The organism is Clostridium nigeriense, from assembly GCF_050585245.1.
Lineage (GTDB): Bacteria > Bacillota > Clostridia > Clostridiales > Clostridiaceae > Clostridium > Clostridium nigeriense_A.
Map to the genome: position 1 here is coordinate 143,203 of NZ_JBNOOF010000009.1, position 23,154 is coordinate 166,356.

Sequence of the window (23,154 nt, forward strand, 5' to 3'; positions counted from 1 at the left end):
TATAATTAGTAATCTGCTAAAAAATTAGCCTTAGCCATGTAATAGCTAAGGCTACAAAACTATATTATAAAAGTTATTATATTATTTTTATTCTATAAATGTATATTTCTCTACTTCTTCCATTGTAGGAATAGATGTTATAGCACCATAACTTGTACAAGTTATAGCTCCAACTTTATTAGCAAACCCAACTATTTCTTCCCACTTTTCAAATGACACTTCATTTTTATTATCTATTTTAGATAATTGTGATAATACAGCTCCTACAAATGCATCTCCTGCTCCAGTTGAATCCTTTTGATGTATTTTAATTGATCCTACAATAGTTGTCTTTCCATCTTTAATTATCATAGTCCCTTCTTTTCCTAAAGTAATTGCTATTGTATTCAATTTACTATCTATAAGAGATTTAACAGCTAATTCTAGAGAATTTGTTTCAGTTAGAAGCATTGCCTCTTCATCACTCATTTTTATAAATTCAGCTTCCCTCATAAAATTCCAACAGTCATCTTTATATTGCTTCATTATATCATCTGTTATTAAAACATCCCTATAGTTAGGGTCAAATGTTATAATAGCCTTTTTATTCTTAGATTCTTCTAAAACTTTATAATAAGTATTTCTAAGCTTTCCTGGTAAAAATGCTGTTGCTGAGCCAAAATGAACTATAGTGTCATTATCTATTAATAATTCCTCTATATTAACATCATATTCTCCATCTCCGCCTCTATAAAAATCAAAGTTTCTTTCCCCTGACTTATCTAGTAATACTATAGCTATAGTTGTTTTTCCATCTCTTTTTAAATACTTTGTATTAACAGAATTACTTATTAAAACTTCTTCTAAATATTTGCCGAAGTTATCTCTACCTACTTGTCCTAAAAAATAAGCTTTTCCCTCTAATTTACTAATTGCTACTGCAACATTCGCTGGAGCACCACCTGGTTTTTTGCTATAATCCTCTCCATTTTTTGATACTAAATCTATTAATAATTCTCCTATACAATATACTTTCTTCATTGTACTTCTCCCTAATCTAAAATTCCTGAATTCAACATATACTTAGTATAAGTATACTCTATTTTATCATCTGTATATATTTCTATTCCTGTAGATTTTTCTAATGGAAATACCCTTGTACTCATAGTTATCTTTCCACCATCTATAAATATTTCAATTATGCTTTTATCTACTATAACTTCTATATCTATATTTTTACCTATATTTATTTCAGCTTCTCTAACTAATCCATATTCCTCAATAAATTTATGTTTCATTTCATTTCTATCAAGAGAAACACTATTAAGTTCTTTATTGAAGTTTAAATTTAAACTTTCTTCATTAGAAGAACATAATTTTATACCAAAACTATTTGATTTATCTAATGATAAATTTATTTTAAAATAATATGTATTACTCTCATTTTCTATTATTTCATTTTTATTTATAACTCCGTTTTGCTTTACTATTACCTTACTTAATTTTTCTATTTCTTTTACTGGTTTTTGTATTAATTTATTATTATGAATTGCTAATTCTCTAGGGAAGGTTAAGCAATGCGCCCACAATTTTTCATCTGTTGGGTATTTAAATTCTCCCATTCCAGCCCATGCAAGTAATAATGTTTGTCCATCTTTTCCCTTAAAACTTTGTGGCGCATAAAAATCAAAGCCCTTATCTAATTCTTCATATACATCTACCCTAAATTTTAAATTATCTATATCTAATTTTCCTATTGCATATATTACATTAAATATATTGTTATACTTATTTCCTTGTTTTTCTATACCTTGTGGTGAAAATATTAAAATATCCTTACCATCTATACTTGTATAATCTGGACATTCCCACATGTAACCAAATTCCTTTGGGAAATTTTCCAACTCTAATTCTCCCATAAACCCCCATGCTATTCCATCATTAGATTTGTACACAATAAATGTTCCTGTTTCATCTATTCTTTGTGCTCCAAGAATCATGTAATACTTATCTTTTATTTTGAATACCTTAGGGTCTCTTACATGTCCCGTATATCCACTAGGTACACCTTCAATTATAGGGTTTCCTTCATATTTTTTTATTTCTCCATCTTTATTCATTATGGCTAAACATTGATTTGCACTTCTATTTTCTTTATCAAATTTTATATTTCCAGTATAGTATAAATACAGCTCTCCATTTATCTCAATTGAATTTCCTGAATAAGCTCCATGAGATTCATATTTTTCAGTTGGAATTATTGCAACCGGAAGTCTTTCCCATGTAACTAAATCATCTGATTCTAAATGAGCCCAATGTTTCATTCCATGTGTAACTCCAAAGGGATACCATTGATGAAAAACATGATATTTTCCATTAAAATAAGCCAATCCATTTGGATCATTTAACAATCCATATTGAGGATGTATGTGATATATAGGCTTCCATAACTTATCTTGTGCCTTATTTTTTAAATCTAATAATTCTTCTTCTGTTGCTTCTAATATAGTTCTATGTTTTGGTTCCTTAAAAATATCCATCAATATTTTCTCTCCTTAATTAACTACCTTATCTTCACCTTTTATTTTACCATATACAATTGTTAGTATTGCTCCTGCAACTAATGCTATTACATGAGCTATTAAATAATTTAAATGTCCATGATTTTCAGCTGCTACAATAGCAATTCCAGGAATAGCTGTGGCTCCAAAGCCTATAGCTGATACCTTAGTTATATAAATATAAGCTCCACCTAAAGTAGCTCCTAAGCAACCTGCTATTAATGGGAATTTATTCTTTAAAGTTACACCAAATATTGCTGGCTCTGATATTCCAAATAAAACTGATCCAAATGATGATATACATATTTGTTTTACTTTATCATCTTTCCATTTTAAGAATAAATATCCTAACACAGCTCCACCTTGTGCAATTAATGCTACTGACATTAAAGGCATTATGAAATTTCTGCCTGTATCAGCTATTAATTGAGCTTCTACAGCTCCTATAACGTGATGTAATCCTGTTATAACTATTATTTGTTGAACTCCTGCAAATAACATATATCCAAATATTCCTAAGTTTTCTGTAGACCATAATAATGATGTTGTTACAATATTAGCTAATTCACGTCCTACTGGTCCAACTACTGTAAATAATAAGAATGTTGCTACTATAACTGTAGCTATAGGTGATAAAAATAGCTTGACCATATCTGGTATATGCTTATTAAAAAACTTATCTAACTTAGCAGTCACGAATCCAATCATTAATGCTATTATTATTCCACCTTGGAATGCAACTAATTCTACATTTAATCCAAATAAATTGATTACTTCTGGTTTTACACTTCCATTACCAACTGAATATGCATTGGCTAAATCTGGATGTAGCATTATAGCACCTATAACTAAACCCAATACTGGAGAACCACCATAACGTTTAGTTGCTGAATATGCTACTAAAAGTGGTAATATTGTAAATATTCCTGTAGAAGCAATTTGTATAAATCTATTTACTCCTGCTAATGATGGAAACATTTCTATTATAGACTGTTCCCCAAATATACCTTGCTGACTTAATAATCCAGTAAGCCCCATTAATAAAGCTGCTGCTAATAATCCTGGAATTATTTCTACAAAAACATCTGATAATGATTTTATTGATTTTTGTAACCAATTTTGTTTTTGAGATGCTACTGCTTTTGCTTCTCCTAATGACATCTCTCCTTTTCCAGTTTCTTGAATAAACGCATCATAAACATTGTTTACAGTTCCAGCCCCAAATATTATTTGTAACTGATCTCCAGCAATAAATACGCCTTTAACTAAATCGATCTTTTCTATTGCATCTAAATCCGCACTATTATTATCATTTAATACTAATCTTAATCTAGTAGCACAGTGTGCTGCACCCTCTACATTTTCTCTTCCTCCAACAAATTTTAATAACTCTTTCGAAATTAATTTATACTGTTCGTTATTTTTACTCATTTTTCTCCTCCTACTATAGAAACCGGTTTCCATACTCTATAAAAAGAATATATCACTATTCTTTTTATAATTCAATACTTTTAGAAAACTTTTTCATAAACAATTTTAAAATTATAAAATTGTTTACATCTTAACCACCTTATAATTTAAAAAAAAATAAAAAGAAAAGAAATATCACACAATGAAAAATTAATAAAAAAGTACTTCTATATAATTTTGCTTATTCCATCACAAGCTCCAAGTCATCGCAAATTAATAGAAGCACTTCAAAGCTGAAGTAAGGAAATTAATTTTAGTAATTCTCTAAAATTGCATCAATAATTTTTAATTCTTAATTTTGCTATTTGTATAACAACCTCTTATACTTGTTATTTCATACTTTTAATACTATTGCCTTTAATTAGATTAAATCCTATTGTTTGAATATCTGGTACTTCTGCTCCATCTATCATTTTGATAATACTATTTGCCGCAATCTTTCCTACTTCTTCATTATGAAATTTAATTGTAGTTAAACTCGGTGTAATTATTTCTGACACATCATATCCTCCAAAACCAGATAATGATATATCCTCCTTAACCTTTTTACCTAATGAATTCATTGCTTTTATTACACCTAGGGCTATGTTATCTGTAGCACATATTACCATGGTTGGATTATAATTTTTAAATACATTATATGATACTTTTTCTGATGTTTTTGCGGTGAAATCTGTAATTTCAACTCTAACATCTTTGACATTATGCTCTTTTAGCTTATCTATTATACCAGCTTTACGCTTTACTCCAACAGCTATATCAAATTCATCTACTCCCAAATATAATATTTTCTCATGTCCTAAACTCGCTACATATTCTCCAATAGCTGCTCCAGCATTATAGTCATCATTTATTATTGATTTAACTCCCTTACATTCCTGCCCTATTATTAAAACAGGTATTTTAAGCTTATTTATAATTTCTTTATGCCTACTGGTAATCTCAGTAGCAACTAAAATTATTCCATCAACCTTTAACCTGCTTAAACTCTCTAAATTATCTATTTCTAGATCCTTATTATGGCTAGTATTTAATATTAATGGGTTATACAAATTTTCTCTTAAAGTACTATCTATAGACATTATAACTCTTGATGTAACAATAGAATCTAAACATGGTGCTATAACCCCTATAAATCTACTTCTTTTTGCCTTTAAACTTTGTGCAAAAGCATTAGGTTCATAATTATTTTCCTCTATAACCTTTTTGATCTTTAACTTTGTTTCCTCACTAACGCTTCCACCATTTAAATACTTAGAAATTGTACTTTTTGCTACTCCTGCTAATTCAGCAATATCCTTAATAGTTAAATTACTCATTTTTTCTCCTATATTAATCTTACTTCTATAATATTAACCTTTTTAAATTTAGCATGTATTAATTATAAGATAAAAATATGCTTATGTAAAAAAACATATTTTCTATTAAAGATAAAATTTCATAAAAATGAGGATTCAAAATATGAATCCTCACTCTTATGAATTAATATTAAAAATTATTTTTATACTTACCTTTTATATTTGTCTTCATATATTACAAATAAAATCATAGTAATTTGCTTTATTCAACTGACTTTAGAGCTTCAAGCATATCAACATTCTTTAATTTATTGTTAACATAATATTTTAAAACAAATACAATAATTGTAATTAATATAAATGGAATTGCATAAACTCCAATCCAACGATTTGGATTAAACATAACATCATCTGGTGGAACAACATTTAAAATATAACTATGTAATAGTATACCAAATCCCCATCCGATGATAATTCCAATAAATGATAATAGAATTGTTTCTCTATAAATATACATAGTCACTTCTTTATCAAAAAATCCTAAAACCTTGATTGTTGACAATTCTCTAATTCTTTCTGATACATTAATATTAGTTAAATTATATAGAATAACAATTGCTAATAGTGTTGCCACAATAATTAATACTTCCATAATTTTATTTAGTGAAGTAACTATAGTATCAATTTGTGAAGTCAAAGTTGTATTTTGAACAACTCCCTTAACTGATGTTAATTCCATAAATTTAGATGCTTCTTTATTTGTGTTATCTACACTTACATCTTTTAAGATAACAAGATTAGCATTACTCTCATAAGATTTACCATAAACATTTTCATATTCTTTTGAGTTCATAAAAATAAAATGTCCCATATACATTTCACAAATATTAGATACCTTAACTGTTTTTTCATTATTCTCACTATCTGTAAAAGTGAAAGTGTCGCCTTCTTTAACATCTAATAATTCAGCTAAACGTTCTGATATAACAGCACCATCATCTGTTAATCCTAGTTTTTTATTACTCATTCTATCTTTAAGAGAAATGTAACTATTAAAATCATTTTCATCTTCAGGAACAATCAATTTTATATCCTGACGATCATTATTTTTACCAGCTACTTTCGATACTGTTTCATAATATATATTAGAGTAGCTACCTATTCCATTTGATTTTAATAAATCTGAAAGTTCATTTTTATCACTTTCTTTTACATTACTATTTTGAGCAACAATAATATCATACTTGATAATATCTCCAAATTGACTATCTTTCATTCCAGCAATAGAATTTTTAACTCCGAATCCTGTAAATAATAGTGCTACTGACCCAGCTACACCAAAAATAGTCATAAACATTCTTTTTTTATACCTAAAGATATTTCTTGCTGTAACCTTATGAGTGAAACTCATTCGATTCCATATTACTGTAATATACTCCATTAAGATTTTAGAACCAGATACTGGAGGTTTAGGAAGTAATAATGTAGCAGGTTTATCTTTTAATTCTTTGCTTGCTACTATATGAGCAGGAATGACAGCACTTATAATAGATAAAATAATAGCTGCTAGTGTAACTCCCCAATGAAAATGCAATTCAATTTTAGGGATTGTAAATCCTTTACTATACGCATTATAAACAATATACGGTAACAATGTATGTCCTAAAACTATTCCTATAACAGTTCCAAGCATTCCTGAAGTAGCGCCATAGATAGTAAATTTTTTGATAATATCAAAATCATCATAACCTAATGCCTTTAAAGTTCCTGAGTTTATTCTTTCTTCATCAACAAAACTAGTCATTGTAGTAAGGGTTACTAAAGCTGCTACTAAATATAAAAATATAGGGAACACCTTCGCCAAAGAATCTACAATGGATGAAACTGTATTATAAATTTTATACCCTTCACTTCCCGGAATCTCTCTACGACTATTTAATGAATAGATAGGATTTGATAAATCATCAAGTGCTTTTTCTGCATCTTTTAAATTTTCTTCATTTTCATTAATTTCTTTCTGTGCTTTTGGTTCTTCTTCTTGGAATTCCTGTAATTTTTCATTGTATTCTGCTTCTTTAGATGTAAGTTCACTCTTGGCTGCTTCAAGTTGGCTTATTCCTGAAGTATATTCACTCTTGGCACTTACCAGTTGCTGTTTAGCATTCTCTAATTGAAGATTTCCTCCATCAAGCTGTGACTTTGCTAGTGCTAATTTTTCCTCTGCCTGTGTTATCTCTAACTGTCCATTTTGTAATTCTTGATTTTTTGCATCAATTTGTGCCTGTGCTTCATTTACTTTAGCAATACCTGAATTATAAGTCCCTTCTAGGAAAGTGTTATACTCACTTTCAATTTGTTGAAGCTGTGCCTTATATTCTAATATTTTCTGTTCCAACTGATTTTTTTCTAATTCAGAAATATTAGGATCAGCTATGGCTGATTCCATTTGACTAATTCCTACTTTTAGCGAAGTAATACCTTCTTCATATTGTTGTTTACCACTTTGAAGTTGTGTTTTAATATCATTAACTTCTTTTTGTTTAGTATTTATTTCTTCTTTACCTGACTCTAATTGATTCTTCTTTACTGCCAGTTCACTAATTCCACTATCATATTCAGATTTCTTCTGATTAAGATAATTCTCATTTTCAGCTATTTCTGATTCCCCTTTTTCAATCTGGCTCTTAGCGTTATTTAGTTTTACTTCATTTTCCTCAATCTGAATTTTAGATGATTCAATTTGACTCTTAGCATCATCTAGCTGAGACTTAGCATCTTCTAATTGTTTCTTAGCATCTTCTAATTGCTTTTTACCATCATCTATCTTACTTTTATATTCTTCTTGAATAGATTCCATTCTTATTTCTGGCTGATCTTCCAACAACTCAGATAAATTATCCTTATGTGCTTGAATCAAATCAACGTATTCATCGCTATATGGATCAACTCCCTGAGTATCTTCAAAAGTAATCTTTGCCATCATATACACATCAGAATCAAAAACTTCTTCATTCACCACTGCAAAGCTATTTAATTCTCCTGTTCCAGCAGTAGTTTGTCCACGGTTTATACTAGATAAAATCTCACCTGAATTAATATATCCAACAATTTTAAAATCATGTCTCTTTAAAATCTTTGCTCCAGTAATATCAGCTTTTTCAGTAAAATTAATAGTATCTCCTATTTTATAATCATCACTATAAGTACTATCAATAGCAATTTCATCATCTGATATTGGCATTCTCCCTTCAACTATTTCATATTGTGAAACTACTTCAGGTTTAGAAAATATTCTAAAGCTTATATTAGTATTTTCAACAACAACATCCTTGAGATAAATATATTCAATATCTTTAATATCCTCGGCCTTTTCAATAGTACTTTGATCAATTTCATTAATCCCATAATCCCCAATTATTGTTATATCCGCAATATTAAGATTCTCAAAATAACTTTTTCCAGTCGCTCTCATATCTGGTCCCGTTACAAATAGACCAACCAATGCAAAAGAACCTAAGGCCATTAGCATCATAATTGAGAAGAATCTCCCCCATGAATTAGAAAATGACTTTCTGATGTCTTTCCATAACATTCTTTTTCTCATCCATATCACCTACCATTCGATATCAGCAATTTTTTTTGGATTTGGATTTATATCGATTTTTTTAACTTTAGCATCGTGCATATGAATCACGCGGTCAGCAATTTCAGCAATGGCAGCATTATGAGTTACAATAATAACAGTTGCTCCATGTTCTCGGCTCATATCCTGAAGTATTTGCAGAACCTGCTTTCCTGTATTGTAATCAAGTGCTCCCGTCGGTTCATCGCATAAAAGGATTTTCGGATTTTTAGCAACTGCCCTGGCTATCGCTACACGTTGCTGCTCTCCTCCTGAAAGTTGTGCTGGGAAATTATTAATACGCTTCTCCAGACCAACATCTTTTAAAACCTCAATTGGGTCCCTTGCATCCTTAACAATTTCGGAAGCCAACTCAACATTCTCCTTAGCAGTAAGATTAGTAACCAAATTATAGAACTGAAAAACAAACCCAACATCACTACGTCTATATGCAGTTAACTGCTTGAGATTATAATTGGAAATGTCCTTACCATCAATGATTACCTTCCCCTCACTATTAGTATCCATTCCTCCAAGAATATTTAGAACAGTAGATTTACCAGCCCCTGATGAGCCTAAAATAACTACTAATTCCCCTTTTTCAATAGAAAAACTAACATCATTATTAGCAACAATTTCTGTATCACCAGTTTTATAACGTTTATAGCTATGAATCATTTCTATATAGCTCATATTCTTTTCTCCTCCCTTAAATGAACAACATGTTGATTTGTTTATGGATTTATTTTATACTATACATATAGAACAATCAATAATCACTTTTTTAAATGTGTTGATTTAAGGAGGAAAAATAAAATATGACTCAGAAACGAAAGACACAAACTAAAACTATAATTAAAAATGTCTTTACACAACTTCTTATTGAGAAAGGATTTAATTCTTTAACAGTGAGTGATATTACTAGAATGTCAAATATCAACAGAGGAACTTTCTACTTACATTATGTTGATAAATATGATTTACTTGAGCAATTAGAAAATGAAATAATCAATGAACTTACTAATATTTTATTAAAAGATTCAGAATACGATTTAAATAATCCCTTGGAATTAATTCCTTATTCCTCAATTTTAAATGCTCTATATTACGTAAAAGAAGATTTTGAATTTATCATGGCTTTAATAGGCAGTAAAGGTGATTCTGCCTTCATAGAAAAATTTAAAGATATTATAAAAAAATTAATAGAGTCCAGAGTAAATAAATCCAATAGTTTAAGCTTATCTATGAAAGGGATCCCGAATGATTACGCCAATGAAATTTTACTTAGCAGTATAATATCAGTTATTTTACTTTGGATAAGAAAAGGTGGAGTAGAATCTCCAGAAGATATTGCTAAAATTATTAGTCAAGCAAAAGAAATTGCCCCTTATGAGTTGTTAATTTAGATTTATATTGACAGTAATTCAAAATAATATAATAAAAATTTATTTCAATAAAAAATTATTATACTATAATAGTGTAATAATACTTGAATAATTTTATAACTAAATAAAAAAATAGCTTAAGAATCTATCTATTATTTAGGGAAATACACTATTATAGATTATATTTATCTATTTATAATTCTAGTAAAAACCTCATTTATTTATGATACGGTTCTCCATATCAGTAGTAAGTGAGGTCTTCAGTCTTGTCTATATTCATCTATTAGCCAGATATAAATTAATTACATAAGAAAAATACTCCAAACACATAATATAGCACCAATTACAAGAAACACTAGTCCTATAGCAAATCTTTTTTTACGCTTCTTAAGGTCTATCTTTTGTTCACGTGTAATATTAATAATCGGATACTTTCTTCTAAATACTAAATACATAAGTAGTCCTGACTGATTATTTCCAGTCGCTGAAAAAACTCCCCAAAACTTTGGATGCTTTAAACCTCGACAACTAGCATCAACGTTAACAAGTTTATACATTTGATAACTGCAAACTACTCCTGTAACAGCAATAATTGCAGCACCTATAATAAAAAGAACCATTAAATACTTATCCATATCTCAACCTCAAATTTTTTTTACAATTTCATACAATAAAAATGCTACACTTATTACTGCAAGACAGAATATGCTAGCCAGCACATATATTGTTTGTGGCATACTTCCTGCAATAATAAGTAGTGAAAGAAATAGAACAATATTTACAATAACTGCCACTACTAACTTTCTATTACTTTTTACTATATTAGTACTTTCTTCAAGATGTTCAATCATTTTCTTATCTCCTTTTAGTAAATCATCCAGACTCATGGAGTACAGGTCGGATAACTTGATAACACTAATTATATCAGGATAAGATTTTTCATTTTCCCAATTTGAAATCGTCTGTCTAGATACAAGTACCTTTTCCGCTACTTGCTCCTGTGTCAGATTTGATTTTATTCTTGCATTTTTCAGTTTCTTTCCTATCTCCATAAAATACTCCTCCTTTCATGAACATTCTTGCAGAAATTCATTAAACAGTCTATCAAAAGTCTTTTACATTTTGATTTTTAGTAATATCAAAATTTTTTTACACAAAAAACTTCTCTTAAAAACTCTAATTTATCTGTTAAACATGAATATTTTTTCAAATTAAGCTCTATTATAAATATTATATTGTTTATTAATAGTAACCTCAATATTCTTTATATAGCAATATCTAAATTCAATTCATTTATCCCAACACTTTTTAACATAAAAGAAGAAGGAGTACCCTCTATAGATACTCCTTCTTCTATTGATCTCTACTTGTGCTTTCTATTAACACTTTACTGAAGTTCTCTAAGATACTCTTTATAAATGCATATGGTATTTCTTCGCTTACATCGTCTGAAAGTGTTACAAGTAATGGTTCTTTCTATTCTTAAAGTATTTGAGCCATCTTATTTACTTCTTCTTTTCTTCCCTTGAACTCCCCCTTGTATATTAAGTCCTCCTCATATCCATTGAAAGGTAATAAATCAAAAATTAAATATTATGCTATTTCACAGTAATGCAAAAAAAATTTATCCTATTTCTATATATCTTAGGATATTAATTTATATGTTAGCAAATATAACAATAGATATTAATAATGCCATAAATGTTGTTCCAATTGTAGCAACAATGTTCATCAATTTATATATTTTATGCTTGTCTTTAAACAATTTAACCAGAATGTACATTATTAGTAATCCTATTATTCCACCTAGAGTATTATTAATAATATCTGTAATATCAGAAGTACCTATAGCCATAATAAATTGCGATATTTCACATATTAAGGTTACAATGAAAATAACAGATATTTTTTTAATAGTAGACCATTTAGAAAATAACATTTCTATATATATTCCTAAAGGTATAAAAATTATCATATTCATAAAAATTTCTGAAAAATCAATTACCCCATTTACAATTAATGATTCAGAAAAAGGAATTAGGTTTATACTTCTAAGATACCCCATTTTAGTAAACGGAATTTCTAACTTAAAAATAATAATTTCAAAAAGAGCAATTAAATAAATGATAAATAGTATCTTAGTGATTTTACTGGTATCTTTCACAATTTCTCCTCCTTAATAACATTGTTAGTGTTATTATTTATATATTTGATTGTAAAGAATATATCTTGCGTTTTTGTTAAAAAGTTCTTAAAATCTCCTTAAGATGCTTTGCAAATTTCGATTCCAGTTTTTTAATATCATCGAATTAGAGTAATTCTATTATATAAAATACTATATAACTTATATTTCAATATCTAAATTCAATGTATTTATTCCACTATTTCTTAACATAAAGAAGAAGGAATATCCTTCATAGATACTCCTTCTTCTTTACTTAAATAATTCATCTTTTCTTACCTTAAACTCTTCCTTAGTTATTATCTCATCTTCACATGCTTCAAATAACTTTACTATTTTCTTATCTAGCTTTTCTAATTCATTATCTATTTTTGATAAGTCCCTCTTTGCTGGATTTACCTTTCTAATTCTTTCCTTATTAACATTATCAACTATTGTTTTTACCATTTTATCATTTTCTTTATTACTCAATTCTTAATTTCTTAACTTATAAGCATAAGTAAAATATTTATTCAATATATTATTTTTAATTATAATATATATTTATTTTTATTAACTTTTAGATAACTATCCCACCCTCATTTACAAGACAACATATGGTCGTTACATTAATTTATAACTTTACTCTTGTAACATTACTGAACTTAATTTTTATTGTTTACACATTATATCATAGTACTAATTTACACCTTCATTAGTTGAGCTTATGTTCACCCTTGAAAATTGCCATCTAACTTCTTAAGAAATAATATCCGTCGTCCAATTTAATCCTTGCAATTTAGTATCTATTAATCTATACTCTTTTGAAAGGTTATCTATTTCCTTCTGTTTTTCAGCTACATTCACTGTACTTAAAATTTTTATTTCTTTTTTTAAATATCTCTCAAATTTATCAGCAGATTCACTAATAAAGCTTCTTAAAATAGATAATTTCAATCCTAACATATCTCTTTTGACTATAATATCTAAAATACTTTCATTGAATAATAGGAAAAATAATACTTAAAACTCTATAATTAACTTTAAGTATTATTTCTTGTTAAATCTTATTTGCTTTAATTTTACTCCTGCTCTAATAGATTTTTAGTAATTATTAAACTATATAGTATCATTATTCTTTGTGCTATTACTATTATGCTAATTCTTAAACCTATTATAATTTTCCTGTATTAGGATTTTTATACTGACCATGCTTCCTTGTATTTTTTCCATACTGAATTGCAAATTTAGGACATCGATGAAGACATCCAAGGCACATTGTACATTTATCTTTCACCCAAACTGGTTTACCCTCTTTAATTTCAATAGCATTAACAGGGCACTTTTTTTCACACAATCTACATCCAATACAACTATTATCCACAGTGAAATGCTTAGTTTTTCTCATATTTTCATAGTATGGTTTATAAAATGCTACTGTAAATTTTGGTATTCTATTTTTCATGAAATCTCCTGAAGATTTCTTTTGTATCTTTTCAATTATTTCATCTATCTGAGGTTCAGCCTTCCTATTGATTGCATCTACTTTTTCTTTATTCGATAAATCATATATAGGTGTCCATGTATCCGGCATCTTCACACTAAAAAAAGCATCAAATTTTATTCCTGTACTTTGAGATAGACCTTTATTAGCCAAATAACCATTATTACCTGGTGTTGTTCCATAAGTTGCTATATAGTAAAAATAATTCTTCTTGTTTCCACTAAAAGAAACCTTATTTAAAAAATCTATAATTACAGAAGGACATCCCCATGCATATGTTGGTGAAACTATTCCTATATTTTCATTTTCCTTGATATATAAAGAGCATTTTTCATCTTTCATAACATCTAGTATAGATATACAATCGTCATTTGTTGCCTTTGCAATTCTTTCTGCTACATATTTAGAATTTCCTGTCGCTGAAAAATATAGTATCATAATAACTTTCCTTTCCTTTCTAATGATCCTAATAGATAATCAATACTTATTCTAGCTTCTTCTTTTGAAATTGGATTTTTCCTTAAAAAGCAAAATTCTAAAACCATTTGTAAAGTATTGCTGTAATGCATTGTTATCATTTCTAATGGCATATTGTGATTTTCAACACACCTGCATGAAGATAGTATCTCTCTTATTTTTAAAAGCATAAATCGTTTTAATGACTCTGCCATTGCTCCATTTATTTCATTGTGTATCATAATGCGATTTACAATATCTTTTTCCTCTTCAAAGAATTCATATAATCTTTCAAATAGTACTTGTGTACGTTCATCTGGTTCAATACTCTTGTAATCTTCAATATTAATTTTTATGCTCATATTCTCCCAGCAATAATCAAGTAAATCATATATATCTTGAAAGTAATTATAAAATGTTGCTCTTGGATAATTGCATGAGTTACATAATTCATTTACTGTAATATCTTCAAATTTCTTCTTTTCTAGTAAAGAAAATAATGTTTCTGAAAAATCCTTTAATGTTCTCTCCGCAAAACGATTTGTCTTCTTACTTAAATCATATTTCATCTTGACTGTATATTATCCTTTCTAAAAAAATCTTTTCGTTATTTTAACCATAAATGTAGAAGGTGCTATCTTACTGCATATTCTATAAAATTTATAAAATCCTCCTGGGGTATAAATAGCTTTTCCATTCTCTGCTTTTTTAAGGCACCTTTCTGTAACTACCTTCATATCCAAGTATGGCAGTAAATTTATTTGTTTACTATGTGTCATTTTACCTCTTGGATTCATTTCAGTATCCATGTTGCCAGGACATAAAGTCAATACATTAATACCTGCTTTTTTCATTTCTTCTCTAAGAGCTTTTCCAAAATAATAAATATATTTTTTGCTTGCACTATATACAGCTTGATTTGGTACTGGAGAAAAAGAAGAAACTGAACCAGTAATAATTTCAAAGCTTCCTTTTTTCATATAAGGAAGACAAAGCCTATTAATCGCTGTCATTCCTTTTATATTAACATCTATAATTGAAAGGATATCTGACATATTCATATCTTTAAAAGATCCTATCTTTTCATAACCTGCATTATTAATTAATATCTGTATCTCTGGCTTTTCTTTTTTTAAAATTAACTCTAACTCTGCATATGATTCATCCTTTCCTAAATCTATCGACACAGGCTTTATCTTTACATTCTTATACTCATCTGCAATTTGAAGTAGTCTTTCTTTTCTTCTTGCAACAACCCATATTTCATCTAAATCTTTATATTTATTTATAATTGTTTTAGTAAATTCTACACCTAAACCTGAAGATGCTCCTGTAACTATTGCAACTCTCATATATTTTTTCCCCATTTCTATTGTAAATTATTTGACACGCGTCTAACTTAATTTCATTATAAGAGTCTGAATTTAAAAAAACAATTTACAATATATTTATATAGTATATATTTAGACAATATCTCAAAACTGTCTAAATAGTTTACTCATAACTTTTTATTAATATTGTATAAGCAACTATTTCAGATTTCTTAATTTTAGTTTATGAATATTATAATCTTAAAATTTTATTTGCTTTCTAAATAAAAAATCCTAGAGTTCTAAACTCTAAGATTAAATGTTCTATTCATAAATACAAAAACAAACCCACAAAAAATCAATAAAATAATTTTTGTTGGTTTCATAGTGGAGGCACCTCTTAAATAACATCTCCCTTATATTTAATTATCTAATTTTAGTAAAAACCGCACTTATTTGTGGTACGGTTCATTCTTCATTATTCTAAATCCTCTATAGATTTGTTCTAGAAGCATTACTCTAAATAGTTGATGTGGAAATGTCATTTTTGAGAAACAAAGTTTGTAGTTTGCTCTTTTTATTACTTTTTGTGAAAGTCCTAAGCTTCCACCTATTATGAATGCTATATTAGAATTACCCATAACTCCGCAGTTTTCTATGTATGATGCAAATTGTTCTGATGTTAGGTTTTCCCCCTTTAAATCCATAGCAACAACATGCATATTTTCTTTTATTTTAGAAAGAATCAAATCTCCTTCTTTATCTTTTATTTGTTGTTCTTCTTTTTCTGATGCGTTATCTGGTGTTTTTTCATCTGGTAACTCTATTATTTCTAACTTACAATACCTACTTAGTCTTTTTGAATATTCATCTATTGCTTGTTTTAAGTATTTTTCTTTTAATTTTCCAACTGAAATTATAGTTAAATTCATTCCCATTTTCTCCTCATAGGTTAATTTATTATTTTATTGAATCTCTTGATTCTGTAGTATAATCTTCTACATCTATTATTTTAGTTCCTTCTTCTGCTTCTGGTAACTTCTTTAAATATATTCTTAGTACATCTGCATTGTATACTGCTTGAATCCTTTTTGCATCTACTCTTGGCACATAGAAACTTTTCTCAATATAATCTCTATCTTTATTCATTGATATTAATAATCCACTTTTTCTTAATGCAGCTATACTAATTTTTATGCTTATATGATCATTATCATAATCTATATCTATATCCTGTTTATTTACACCTTCAATCTTTCCTTCTATAAGATACCTATCTCCATAGTCTCTAAACTCTAATTTTAATTCTTCTTCCTCTTCTTCTTCAATTATAGAATTTACCATATCACTACTTAAAACTGAGTCTACTATACTATTAATTAAACTTTCATTATTAATTAGTGAATTAAATACGTCATTAAACATCCCATTGAATGTACCCATAAAGCTACCACTAAACACATTAATTATATCATTTCCATTAGTAAATGTACCATATTTATAGTTTCCATCATCAGTGCTTCCACTATATACATTTCCATTTAAATTATTATTGTTTATATTATTAACATTACCTATTTTTCCATTAGGGTTATTGCTCATTAAATTATTGAATAAAAACGGAAACATCTCAAACATTATAATCTCCTACCTTTTTAATTCCTATATAATATAATTATTTTAGATTATAATTTTTGACACTATATTACTCTGCATAAAGTAAATAAATTCCGCTTAAGCAGCGGAATTTTATCCTTAATTTTTATTTCTAATTTTTCATTCTTAATTTATCCTAATATCCAATATCTTCATTCATAAAGATTACATGTATCCTATCTTTGTTACTTTGACTTGATATTACTATAAATTCTCTGCATATTTTATCATTACTTTTACAATCCATACAATATCCAACTTTAGCACAAGGTGTCATCTTATTTAATCTTTTTGCATTTGCAGGAGCTGATATTTCTCTATTTCTTATAACTGCTTCGTCTATATTTTTGACTATCTTATTAACTCCAACTACAAGAATTACTTTTTCTGGTCCAAAAAGCATTGCTGCAACTCTATTGCCGTTACCATCTATATTGTAAAGTTTACCATCTTCAGTTACTGCATTACTACTTGCAAAATAGGCATCTGCAAAGAAGCTCTCCTTAAATAATCTTGTTAATTCTTCTCTACTTAGCCCTTCTTTATATCTATCTAAGAAGTTATATCTTCCGCTTCTTAAATGATCTATAACACCTGTTTCAAATAAAGACATTGATCCACCACATGCAACTGTGGAATTTTCCTTTACTAATTCTCTTATTTTTTCAATTAATTCTTCTTTAGTATTAACTAGATACCCATTCATATTATTTTTATTAAGTGCTTCAATAGCCATTAATATTCTTTGTTCATTAACCCATTGTAAATTATTATCCATTCTATATCCCCCAGATATTTTATTTTAACCTTATTATAATAAATATATATATTAAAAGAAAGAGACCTATAATTTATAGGCCTCTCTATAATTCAATTACTTTCCACAACACTTCTTATACTTTTTTCCACTTCCACATGGACAAGGATCGTTTCTTCCTATTTTATTTTCATTTCTTACCATTACAGACTCTCTGTATTGCTTTTGAATCTCTTTTCTCTTTTCAGCTGAAAAAATTCCATCCCATTGTGGTAAGTTATATAAATATTCAGCTTTAGCATCTAACATATTAAAGTATAACTTTTCTAAATCAACATCTAATGTTATTTCTTCTTCAGCTGTTAAGTTTTCTAAATCTAAAGGATTCTTTAAGCTATCATTAACTCCATCAACAAATCCCATAACAAATTCAACTGTTGTCTTTTGTTTTTCAGCTAAATCTTTAATTGTAAATTTAAAGTTTTCTGCATGCTTTGATAATATTTCTTTGTATATAGACTTTTCTATTTCCATATACTCATTCCAAAAAGCTTGTTCTCCTTTTACTTTTACATATTCAACTACCATATCAGTCCATTGCTTATATAAACTCATATTTCATTCTCCTTTTTATATGGTTATTTTATAAGTATTTTATTTTAATTGATTAAACAACTATTACCTCACTAGGACAATGCCTATTAGCCATAGTCAAATCAACATCTTCTTTTTGTATAATGTTATTTTCACGTAAAACTTCACTAACAGTTTCTAATGCTAAGTCTGGGTGATTATTAGTTCCGCTTAAATGACCTAAAATTATTCTCTTATTTGACTTATATTTTATTAAGTCTACTAACGCCTTACCACAATCCTCATTAGATAAGTGACCAACTTCACTTAATATTCTTCTTTTTAAAGCATATGGATATGGTCCAAACTTCAACATATTAACATCATGATTACTTTCTAATAATATAACTTCTGAATCTTTTATATTATCTCTTATTTCTTCAGTATATATTCCAAAATCAGTTGTAACGCTAGCTCTTCTTCCATTGCAGTGAACTGTATATCCAACTGGTGCTACAGCATCATGTGGTATATTATATGAAATTACATCTAAGTCCTTTATAGACATAGTAGATCTTCTATCCATTATTCTTATATTATGTTCTTTTATTTTTCCTATCAATTCTTCCATTACAGTCCAAGTATCTGCATTACTATAAATAGGAATATCGTATTTACGAGATAAAACTCCTATGCCTTTAATATGGTCTGAATGCTCATGAGTTACAAAAATTCCGTCCAATTGTCTTGGATCTTCACCAATGCTTTTTAAAGCTTCATCTATCTTTTTTCCTGGTAATCCTGCATCTATTAGTATCCTTGCATTTTCAGAAGCAATGAAAATACTATTTCCACTGCTCCCACTATATAATGAACAAAATTTCATCTCACTATCCCCCATCAGACATTACTCTTCTATAACTACTCTAGTAATATCTGCTCCTAAAGCTGAAAACTTATTTTCAATATGAGGATATCCTCTATCAATATGCTCAATTTCTAATATTTCAGTAACACCATCTGCTACTAATCCTGCTATAACCATAGCAGCTCCAGCTCTTAAATCTGTTGCTATTACCTTAGCTCCAACTAAGTTATCTTGGCCTTCTATTATTGCAGTTCTTCCTTCAACCTTAATAGTTGCTCCCATTTTTTTAAGTTCATCTATATGTTTATGTCTACTTTCCCAAATACTTTCTGCAATTAAACTCTTGCCTGGTACTATGCTTAATAAAGCTGACATTGGTTGCTGAACATCTGTTGGAAATCCAGGATAAGGAGCAGTTTTAACATTAACTCCCTTTAAGTCTCCATCAACATACACTCTAACGCTATCATCGCCCTCTTCTACTATAGCTCCCATTTCAGTAAGCTTAGCTGCAATAGGTTCTAAGTGTTTAGGAATAACATTTTTAATAGTTACATCACCTTTTGTTGCAACTGCTGCAATCATAAATGTTCCGGCTTCAATTTGATCTGGAATAACACTATAATTACATCCTGTTAACTTTTCTACTCCTTTGATTCTAATTACATCTGTTCCGGCGCCCTTAATATCAGCACCCATAGAGTTTAAGAAGTTAGCTACATCAACAACATGGGGCTCCTTAGCAACATTTTCAAGTATAGTAGTCCCTTCTGCTAATGCTGCTGCAATCATAACATTTATAGTTGCTCCAACAGTAACAACGTCAAAGAATACATTAGCCCCTTGAAGCTTTTCTGCCTCAACTGTAACAGCACCATGTTCAATAGTAACCTTAGCACCTAATGCCTCAAATCCTTTTATGTGTTGGTCTATTGGTCTAACACCTATAGGACATCCCCCTGGAAGCTCAACTCTAGCCTTTTTAAATCTTGATAATAAAGCTCCTATAAAATAATATGAAGCTCTCATTCTTCTAACATCACTTGTACAAGCTTCAACTCTTGTAACATCTGTTGCATCTATCTCTAAAGTATTATTATCTAATTTATTTACTGTACATCCAAGACTAGTTAGTATTCTTTCAAGACAATGTACATCTTCAATATCTGGCACGTTATCAATAACACACTTACCACTGCTTGACATTATAGCAGCTGGAAGTATAGCAACTGCTGAGTTTTTAGCACCGTTTATATCAACTGAGCCTTTTAAAACTCTTCCTCCATTTATTACTAATTTTTCCATCCATTTCACCCTTATCATAATTTATATATATATATTAATCTTTCCTATTATTTCAACATTTATCCATTCTATGTAACTTTCTTAAAACTTACATTTTACATTATAACATAAAAATAATTTAATTAAATAGAGATTTTTCTTCCAAAAGGCATTTTTGCTTACTTTTAGCCTAAATATCCAATAAAATTTTTCAATAATATAATCTTTTTTAATTTTCTGTAATATGCTATAATTTATAACAAAGTTTGTATACATTTAAAATGCATATAAATTAATATATTTTGAGAGGCTGAAGCTATGAAATATTACTTAGTTGCATTATTTGATGATGAATCATATAAAAATTTAAATCCTATACAAAAGAATCTTTCTAAAAAGTTTAGGGCAAATAGGAATTCTCCAACCCCTTATATACCTTTAGAAGTAATTGAAAATCCTAATATTGATAAATTAGATGTTGTAGTGGATAAAATTATTAAACCATATAAAAACTTTAAGGTTCAGTTATCTCCAGAAGTTTCTATTTCAGAAACTAATAAAACCCTCAATATGAAAATCCAAGAAGTTGGTTATATTAAAAGAATAAATAGATTAATGAACGATACCTTAAGACTACATGGATTTAATCTTCAGGAGACTAGCGGCAATTCACCAATGCACATATCTTTAGCTAACCTTAATTTTATCCCAAAAGATATGAAAAGAATTGATGGCGAAATTAAATTTAAATCTAAGTTTGATACTTTAAAGGTAGATAGAATAGAGTTATGGAGATTTTCAAATAATAAAAGAGAAACCTTAGTAAAAAGTTATCCATTAAAAAAGAATTTATATTTATAATTTAGAAATAGAAGCTAAAAACTTATACGCTAACTATTAGTTTTTAATATAGCTTCTTTTTTACTATTTAGGAAATTATAAAGATGTTACCCTTATAATAACTTTTTTACAATTTTATTCCTTAAGCTTTGAAGTGTTTCTATTAATTTTGCGATGACTTGTAGCTTGCAACGGAATAAGCAAAATTATATAGAAGTACTTTTTTATTTTCTAATTTTATTAAAATATTTAAAATTTATTTTTTGTATTCGTTTACTAAGCTTTTCAACTTCAATTTATTTCTGTAAAATAGAATATAATAAATCCTTAAAAATAGGGGGATCTTTATGAACATTAAATCTTTTTTTGAAGCTCAAAGAGAGAGAAATAAACAAATTATTATTGATAACAGCTTAAGCGAATATAAAATTTGGGCTAGAAAGCACCTAGAGTTACATACAAAAATAAGCCATCTTGCTGATGAGACAAAATGTTATAAATATTGGATCTCAGAAGATGAAATTTTAAATAATTCAGCTCTATTTGAAAAGTACTTAGATTGTTTTGCCCTTATAATAACTGTAGGCATAGACAAAAAATATGATGCTGTAGAGGAAATCGCTATAAAGCCAAATGATTATTGTCTAAGCGATCAATTCTTAAATTTATTTATAGATTTAAATGATTTAATTATATCGCCTTCAGAAGATCATTATATAACTCTTATTGAGGACTTCATTAGCTTAGGAATTACTTTAGGATATTCAGTAACTCAAATTGAAGAATCATTTTAAGAAAATCACCTAAAAACCTTCTATATATTATAGAGGGTTTTTTAATATTTCTTTCATCTCATGGTAATAATATTTTTGAGGTGATATAATGCTATCAATAATTTTTGCAATAATTTCTGGAATTTCTATGACCTTGCAAGGAATATTTAATACAAGGCTTGAAGAGAAAGTTGGAACTTGGGAAACAAATGTAATAGTTCAAGGCACAGCATTAATTTTAACTTTAATAATCGTTATATTTTTTGGAAAAGGAAATTTCAAAGCTGTAAAAGAGATAAATAAGTTATATCTATTAGGAGGCATCCTTGGAGTTATTATAACTTTCACTGTTATGAAAAGTATTGGTTCTATGGGTGCAACCTTAGGTATTGGTATAATATTAATAGCTCAATTAGCTTCTGCAGGAATAGTAGATGCCTTTGGACTTTTTGGTACAGAGAGAGTTACATTTGGATTTAGAGAATTTCTTGGAATTGGAATCATGATAATTGGAATAATTATTTTTAAATGGAGGGGCTAAAGTCCAATGTCATTTAGGTAAGATTTATTTCTTATCCAAGGCACTTAAGAATATCAAATATTTAGTAAAGAGCAATTATACAATTTTGTTGTACAATTGCTCTTTTAATAAACCAT

Annotated in this window: 24 protein-coding genes; 4 read left to right on the forward strand and 20 right to left on the reverse strand. The window is 28.2% G+C overall.

Annotated features, from left to right (window positions below; all coding sequences use genetic code 11):
• Positions 1-87: 87 nt before the first annotated feature.
• The 6 genes from ACQPUY_RS14155 to ACQPUY_RS14180 form a co-directional block, all read right to left on the reverse strand.
• On the reverse strand, positions 88-1,020 hold the full coding sequence (locus ACQPUY_RS14155) for a carbohydrate kinase family protein (protein WP_430842037.1): 933 nt from the start codon (positions 1,018-1,020) through the stop codon (positions 88-90).
• A gap of 11 nt (positions 1,021-1,031) precedes the next feature.
• The gene (locus ACQPUY_RS14160) at positions 1,032-2,519 is read right to left on the reverse strand and encodes a glycoside hydrolase family 32 protein (RefSeq protein WP_430842039.1); all 1,488 of its coding nucleotides are present in this window, start codon (positions 2,517-2,519) and stop codon (positions 1,032-1,034) included.
• Positions 2,520-2,534: 15 nt separating this feature from the next.
• Positions 2,535-3,971 carry a PTS transporter subunit EIIC gene (locus ACQPUY_RS14165; protein WP_430842041.1) on the reverse strand — a complete coding sequence of 479 codons (1,437 nt, stop codon included), beginning with the start codon at positions 3,969-3,971 and terminating at the stop codon, positions 2,535-2,537.
• Positions 3,972-4,339: 368 nt separating this feature from the next.
• Complete coding sequence (locus ACQPUY_RS14170; RefSeq protein ID WP_430842043.1) at positions 4,340-5,329, reverse strand: LacI family DNA-binding transcriptional regulator; 990 nt, start codon at positions 5,327-5,329, stop codon at positions 4,340-4,342.
• A 241-nt stretch (positions 5,330-5,570) separates the two neighbouring features.
• Positions 5,571-8,912, reverse strand: a complete 3,342-nt coding sequence (locus tag ACQPUY_RS14175; protein ID WP_430842045.1) for an FtsX-like permease family protein — start codon at positions 8,910-8,912, stop codon at positions 5,571-5,573.
• A 9-nt stretch (positions 8,913-8,921) separates the two neighbouring features.
• Entirely contained in the window at positions 8,922-9,623 is a 702-nt protein-coding gene (locus ACQPUY_RS14180; protein WP_430842047.1) for an ABC transporter ATP-binding protein, read from the reverse strand.
• A gap of 125 nt (positions 9,624-9,748) precedes the next feature.
• Between ACQPUY_RS14180 and ACQPUY_RS14185 the strand changes: the two genes are divergently transcribed.
• The gene (locus tag ACQPUY_RS14185) at positions 9,749-10,336 is read left to right on the forward strand and encodes a TetR/AcrR family transcriptional regulator (RefSeq protein ID WP_430842049.1); all 588 of its coding nucleotides are present in this window, start codon (positions 9,749-9,751) and stop codon (positions 10,334-10,336) included.
• A gap of 281 nt (positions 10,337-10,617) precedes the next feature.
• On the opposite strand, the gene ACQPUY_RS14190 is transcribed toward ACQPUY_RS14185, so the two are convergent.
• The 14 genes from ACQPUY_RS14190 to ACQPUY_RS14255 all read right to left on the reverse strand — a co-directional run bounded on the left by ACQPUY_RS14190 (position 10,618) and on the right by ACQPUY_RS14255 (position 20,905).
• Positions 10,618-10,950, reverse strand: a complete 333-nt coding sequence (locus tag ACQPUY_RS14190; protein ID WP_430842051.1) for a hypothetical protein — start codon at positions 10,948-10,950, stop codon at positions 10,618-10,620.
• Positions 10,951-10,959: 9 nt separating this feature from the next.
• Positions 10,960-11,367 (reverse strand): helix-turn-helix domain-containing protein, encoded by a 408-nt coding sequence (locus tag ACQPUY_RS14195; protein WP_430842053.1) that lies wholly within the window; start codon positions 11,365-11,367, stop codon positions 10,960-10,962.
• Between the two features lie 605 nt (positions 11,368-11,972).
• Positions 11,973-12,479, reverse strand: a complete 507-nt coding sequence (locus ACQPUY_RS14200) for a VanZ family protein (protein WP_430842055.1) — start codon at positions 12,477-12,479, stop codon at positions 11,973-11,975.
• A 270-nt stretch (positions 12,480-12,749) separates the two neighbouring features.
• Complete coding sequence (locus tag ACQPUY_RS14205; protein ID WP_430842057.1) at positions 12,750-12,968, reverse strand: hypothetical protein; 219 nt, start codon at positions 12,966-12,968, stop codon at positions 12,750-12,752.
• A 267-nt stretch (positions 12,969-13,235) separates the two neighbouring features.
• Positions 13,236-13,469 (reverse strand): DIP1984 family protein, encoded by a 234-nt coding sequence (locus ACQPUY_RS14210; RefSeq protein WP_430842115.1) that lies wholly within the window; start codon positions 13,467-13,469, stop codon positions 13,236-13,238.
• A 181-nt stretch (positions 13,470-13,650) separates the two neighbouring features.
• Entirely contained in the window at positions 13,651-14,418 is a 768-nt protein-coding gene (locus ACQPUY_RS14215; RefSeq protein WP_430842059.1) for an EFR1 family ferrodoxin, read from the reverse strand.
• A complete protein-coding gene (locus ACQPUY_RS14220; RefSeq protein ID WP_430842061.1) occupies positions 14,415-15,005 on the reverse strand; it encodes a TetR/AcrR family transcriptional regulator in 591 nt (196 codons plus the stop codon). Before ACQPUY_RS14220 ends, ACQPUY_RS14215 begins: the two co-directional genes overlap by 4 nt.
• Before the next feature lie 21 nt (positions 15,006-15,026).
• Positions 15,027-15,788 carry an SDR family NAD(P)-dependent oxidoreductase gene (locus tag ACQPUY_RS14225; RefSeq protein WP_430842063.1) on the reverse strand — a complete coding sequence of 254 codons (762 nt, stop codon included), beginning with the start codon at positions 15,786-15,788 and terminating at the stop codon, positions 15,027-15,029.
• Positions 15,789-16,198: 410 nt separating this feature from the next.
• Entirely contained in the window at positions 16,199-16,678 is a 480-nt protein-coding gene (gene rlmH, locus ACQPUY_RS14230; protein WP_430842065.1) for a 23S rRNA (pseudouridine(1915)-N(3))-methyltransferase RlmH, read from the reverse strand.
• 28 nt (positions 16,679-16,706) lie between these two features.
• On the reverse strand, positions 16,707-17,384 hold the full coding sequence (locus ACQPUY_RS14235) for an Hsp20 family protein (RefSeq protein ID WP_430842067.1): 678 nt from the start codon (positions 17,382-17,384) through the stop codon (positions 16,707-16,709).
• Positions 17,385-17,538: 154 nt separating this feature from the next.
• Positions 17,539-18,180: a lactate utilization protein gene (locus tag ACQPUY_RS14240; RefSeq protein WP_430842069.1), complete on the reverse strand. Its 642-nt coding sequence runs from the start codon at positions 18,178-18,180 to the stop codon at positions 17,539-17,541.
• Positions 18,181-18,276: 96 nt separating this feature from the next.
• Entirely contained in the window at positions 18,277-18,774 is a 498-nt protein-coding gene (locus tag ACQPUY_RS14245) for an SEC-C metal-binding domain-containing protein (protein WP_430842071.1), read from the reverse strand.
• 52 nt (positions 18,775-18,826) lie between these two features.
• On the reverse strand, positions 18,827-19,618 hold the full coding sequence (locus ACQPUY_RS14250; protein WP_430842073.1) for an MBL fold metallo-hydrolase: 792 nt from the start codon (positions 19,616-19,618) through the stop codon (positions 18,827-18,829).
• A gap of 21 nt (positions 19,619-19,639) precedes the next feature.
• Complete coding sequence (locus ACQPUY_RS14255) at positions 19,640-20,905, reverse strand: UDP-N-acetylglucosamine 1-carboxyvinyltransferase (RefSeq protein WP_430842077.1); 1,266 nt, start codon at positions 20,903-20,905, stop codon at positions 19,640-19,642.
• A 297-nt stretch (positions 20,906-21,202) separates the two neighbouring features.
• Between ACQPUY_RS14255 and ACQPUY_RS14260 the strand changes: the two genes are divergently transcribed.
• The 3 genes from ACQPUY_RS14260 to ACQPUY_RS14270 all read left to right on the forward strand — a co-directional run bounded on the left by ACQPUY_RS14260 (position 21,203) and on the right by ACQPUY_RS14270 (position 23,038).
• Complete coding sequence (locus ACQPUY_RS14260; RefSeq protein ID WP_430842079.1) at positions 21,203-21,745, forward strand: hypothetical protein; 543 nt, start codon at positions 21,203-21,205, stop codon at positions 21,743-21,745.
• 326 nt (positions 21,746-22,071) lie between these two features.
• Positions 22,072-22,518 carry a dUTP diphosphatase gene (locus ACQPUY_RS14265; protein ID WP_430842081.1) on the forward strand — a complete coding sequence of 149 codons (447 nt, stop codon included), beginning with the start codon at positions 22,072-22,074 and terminating at the stop codon, positions 22,516-22,518.
• Between the two features lie 88 nt (positions 22,519-22,606).
• Positions 22,607-23,038, forward strand: coding sequence for a DMT family transporter (locus ACQPUY_RS14270; protein WP_430842084.1), 432 nt, complete (start codon positions 22,607-22,609; stop codon positions 23,036-23,038).
• The last annotated feature ends 116 nt before the right edge of the window (positions 23,039-23,154 follow it).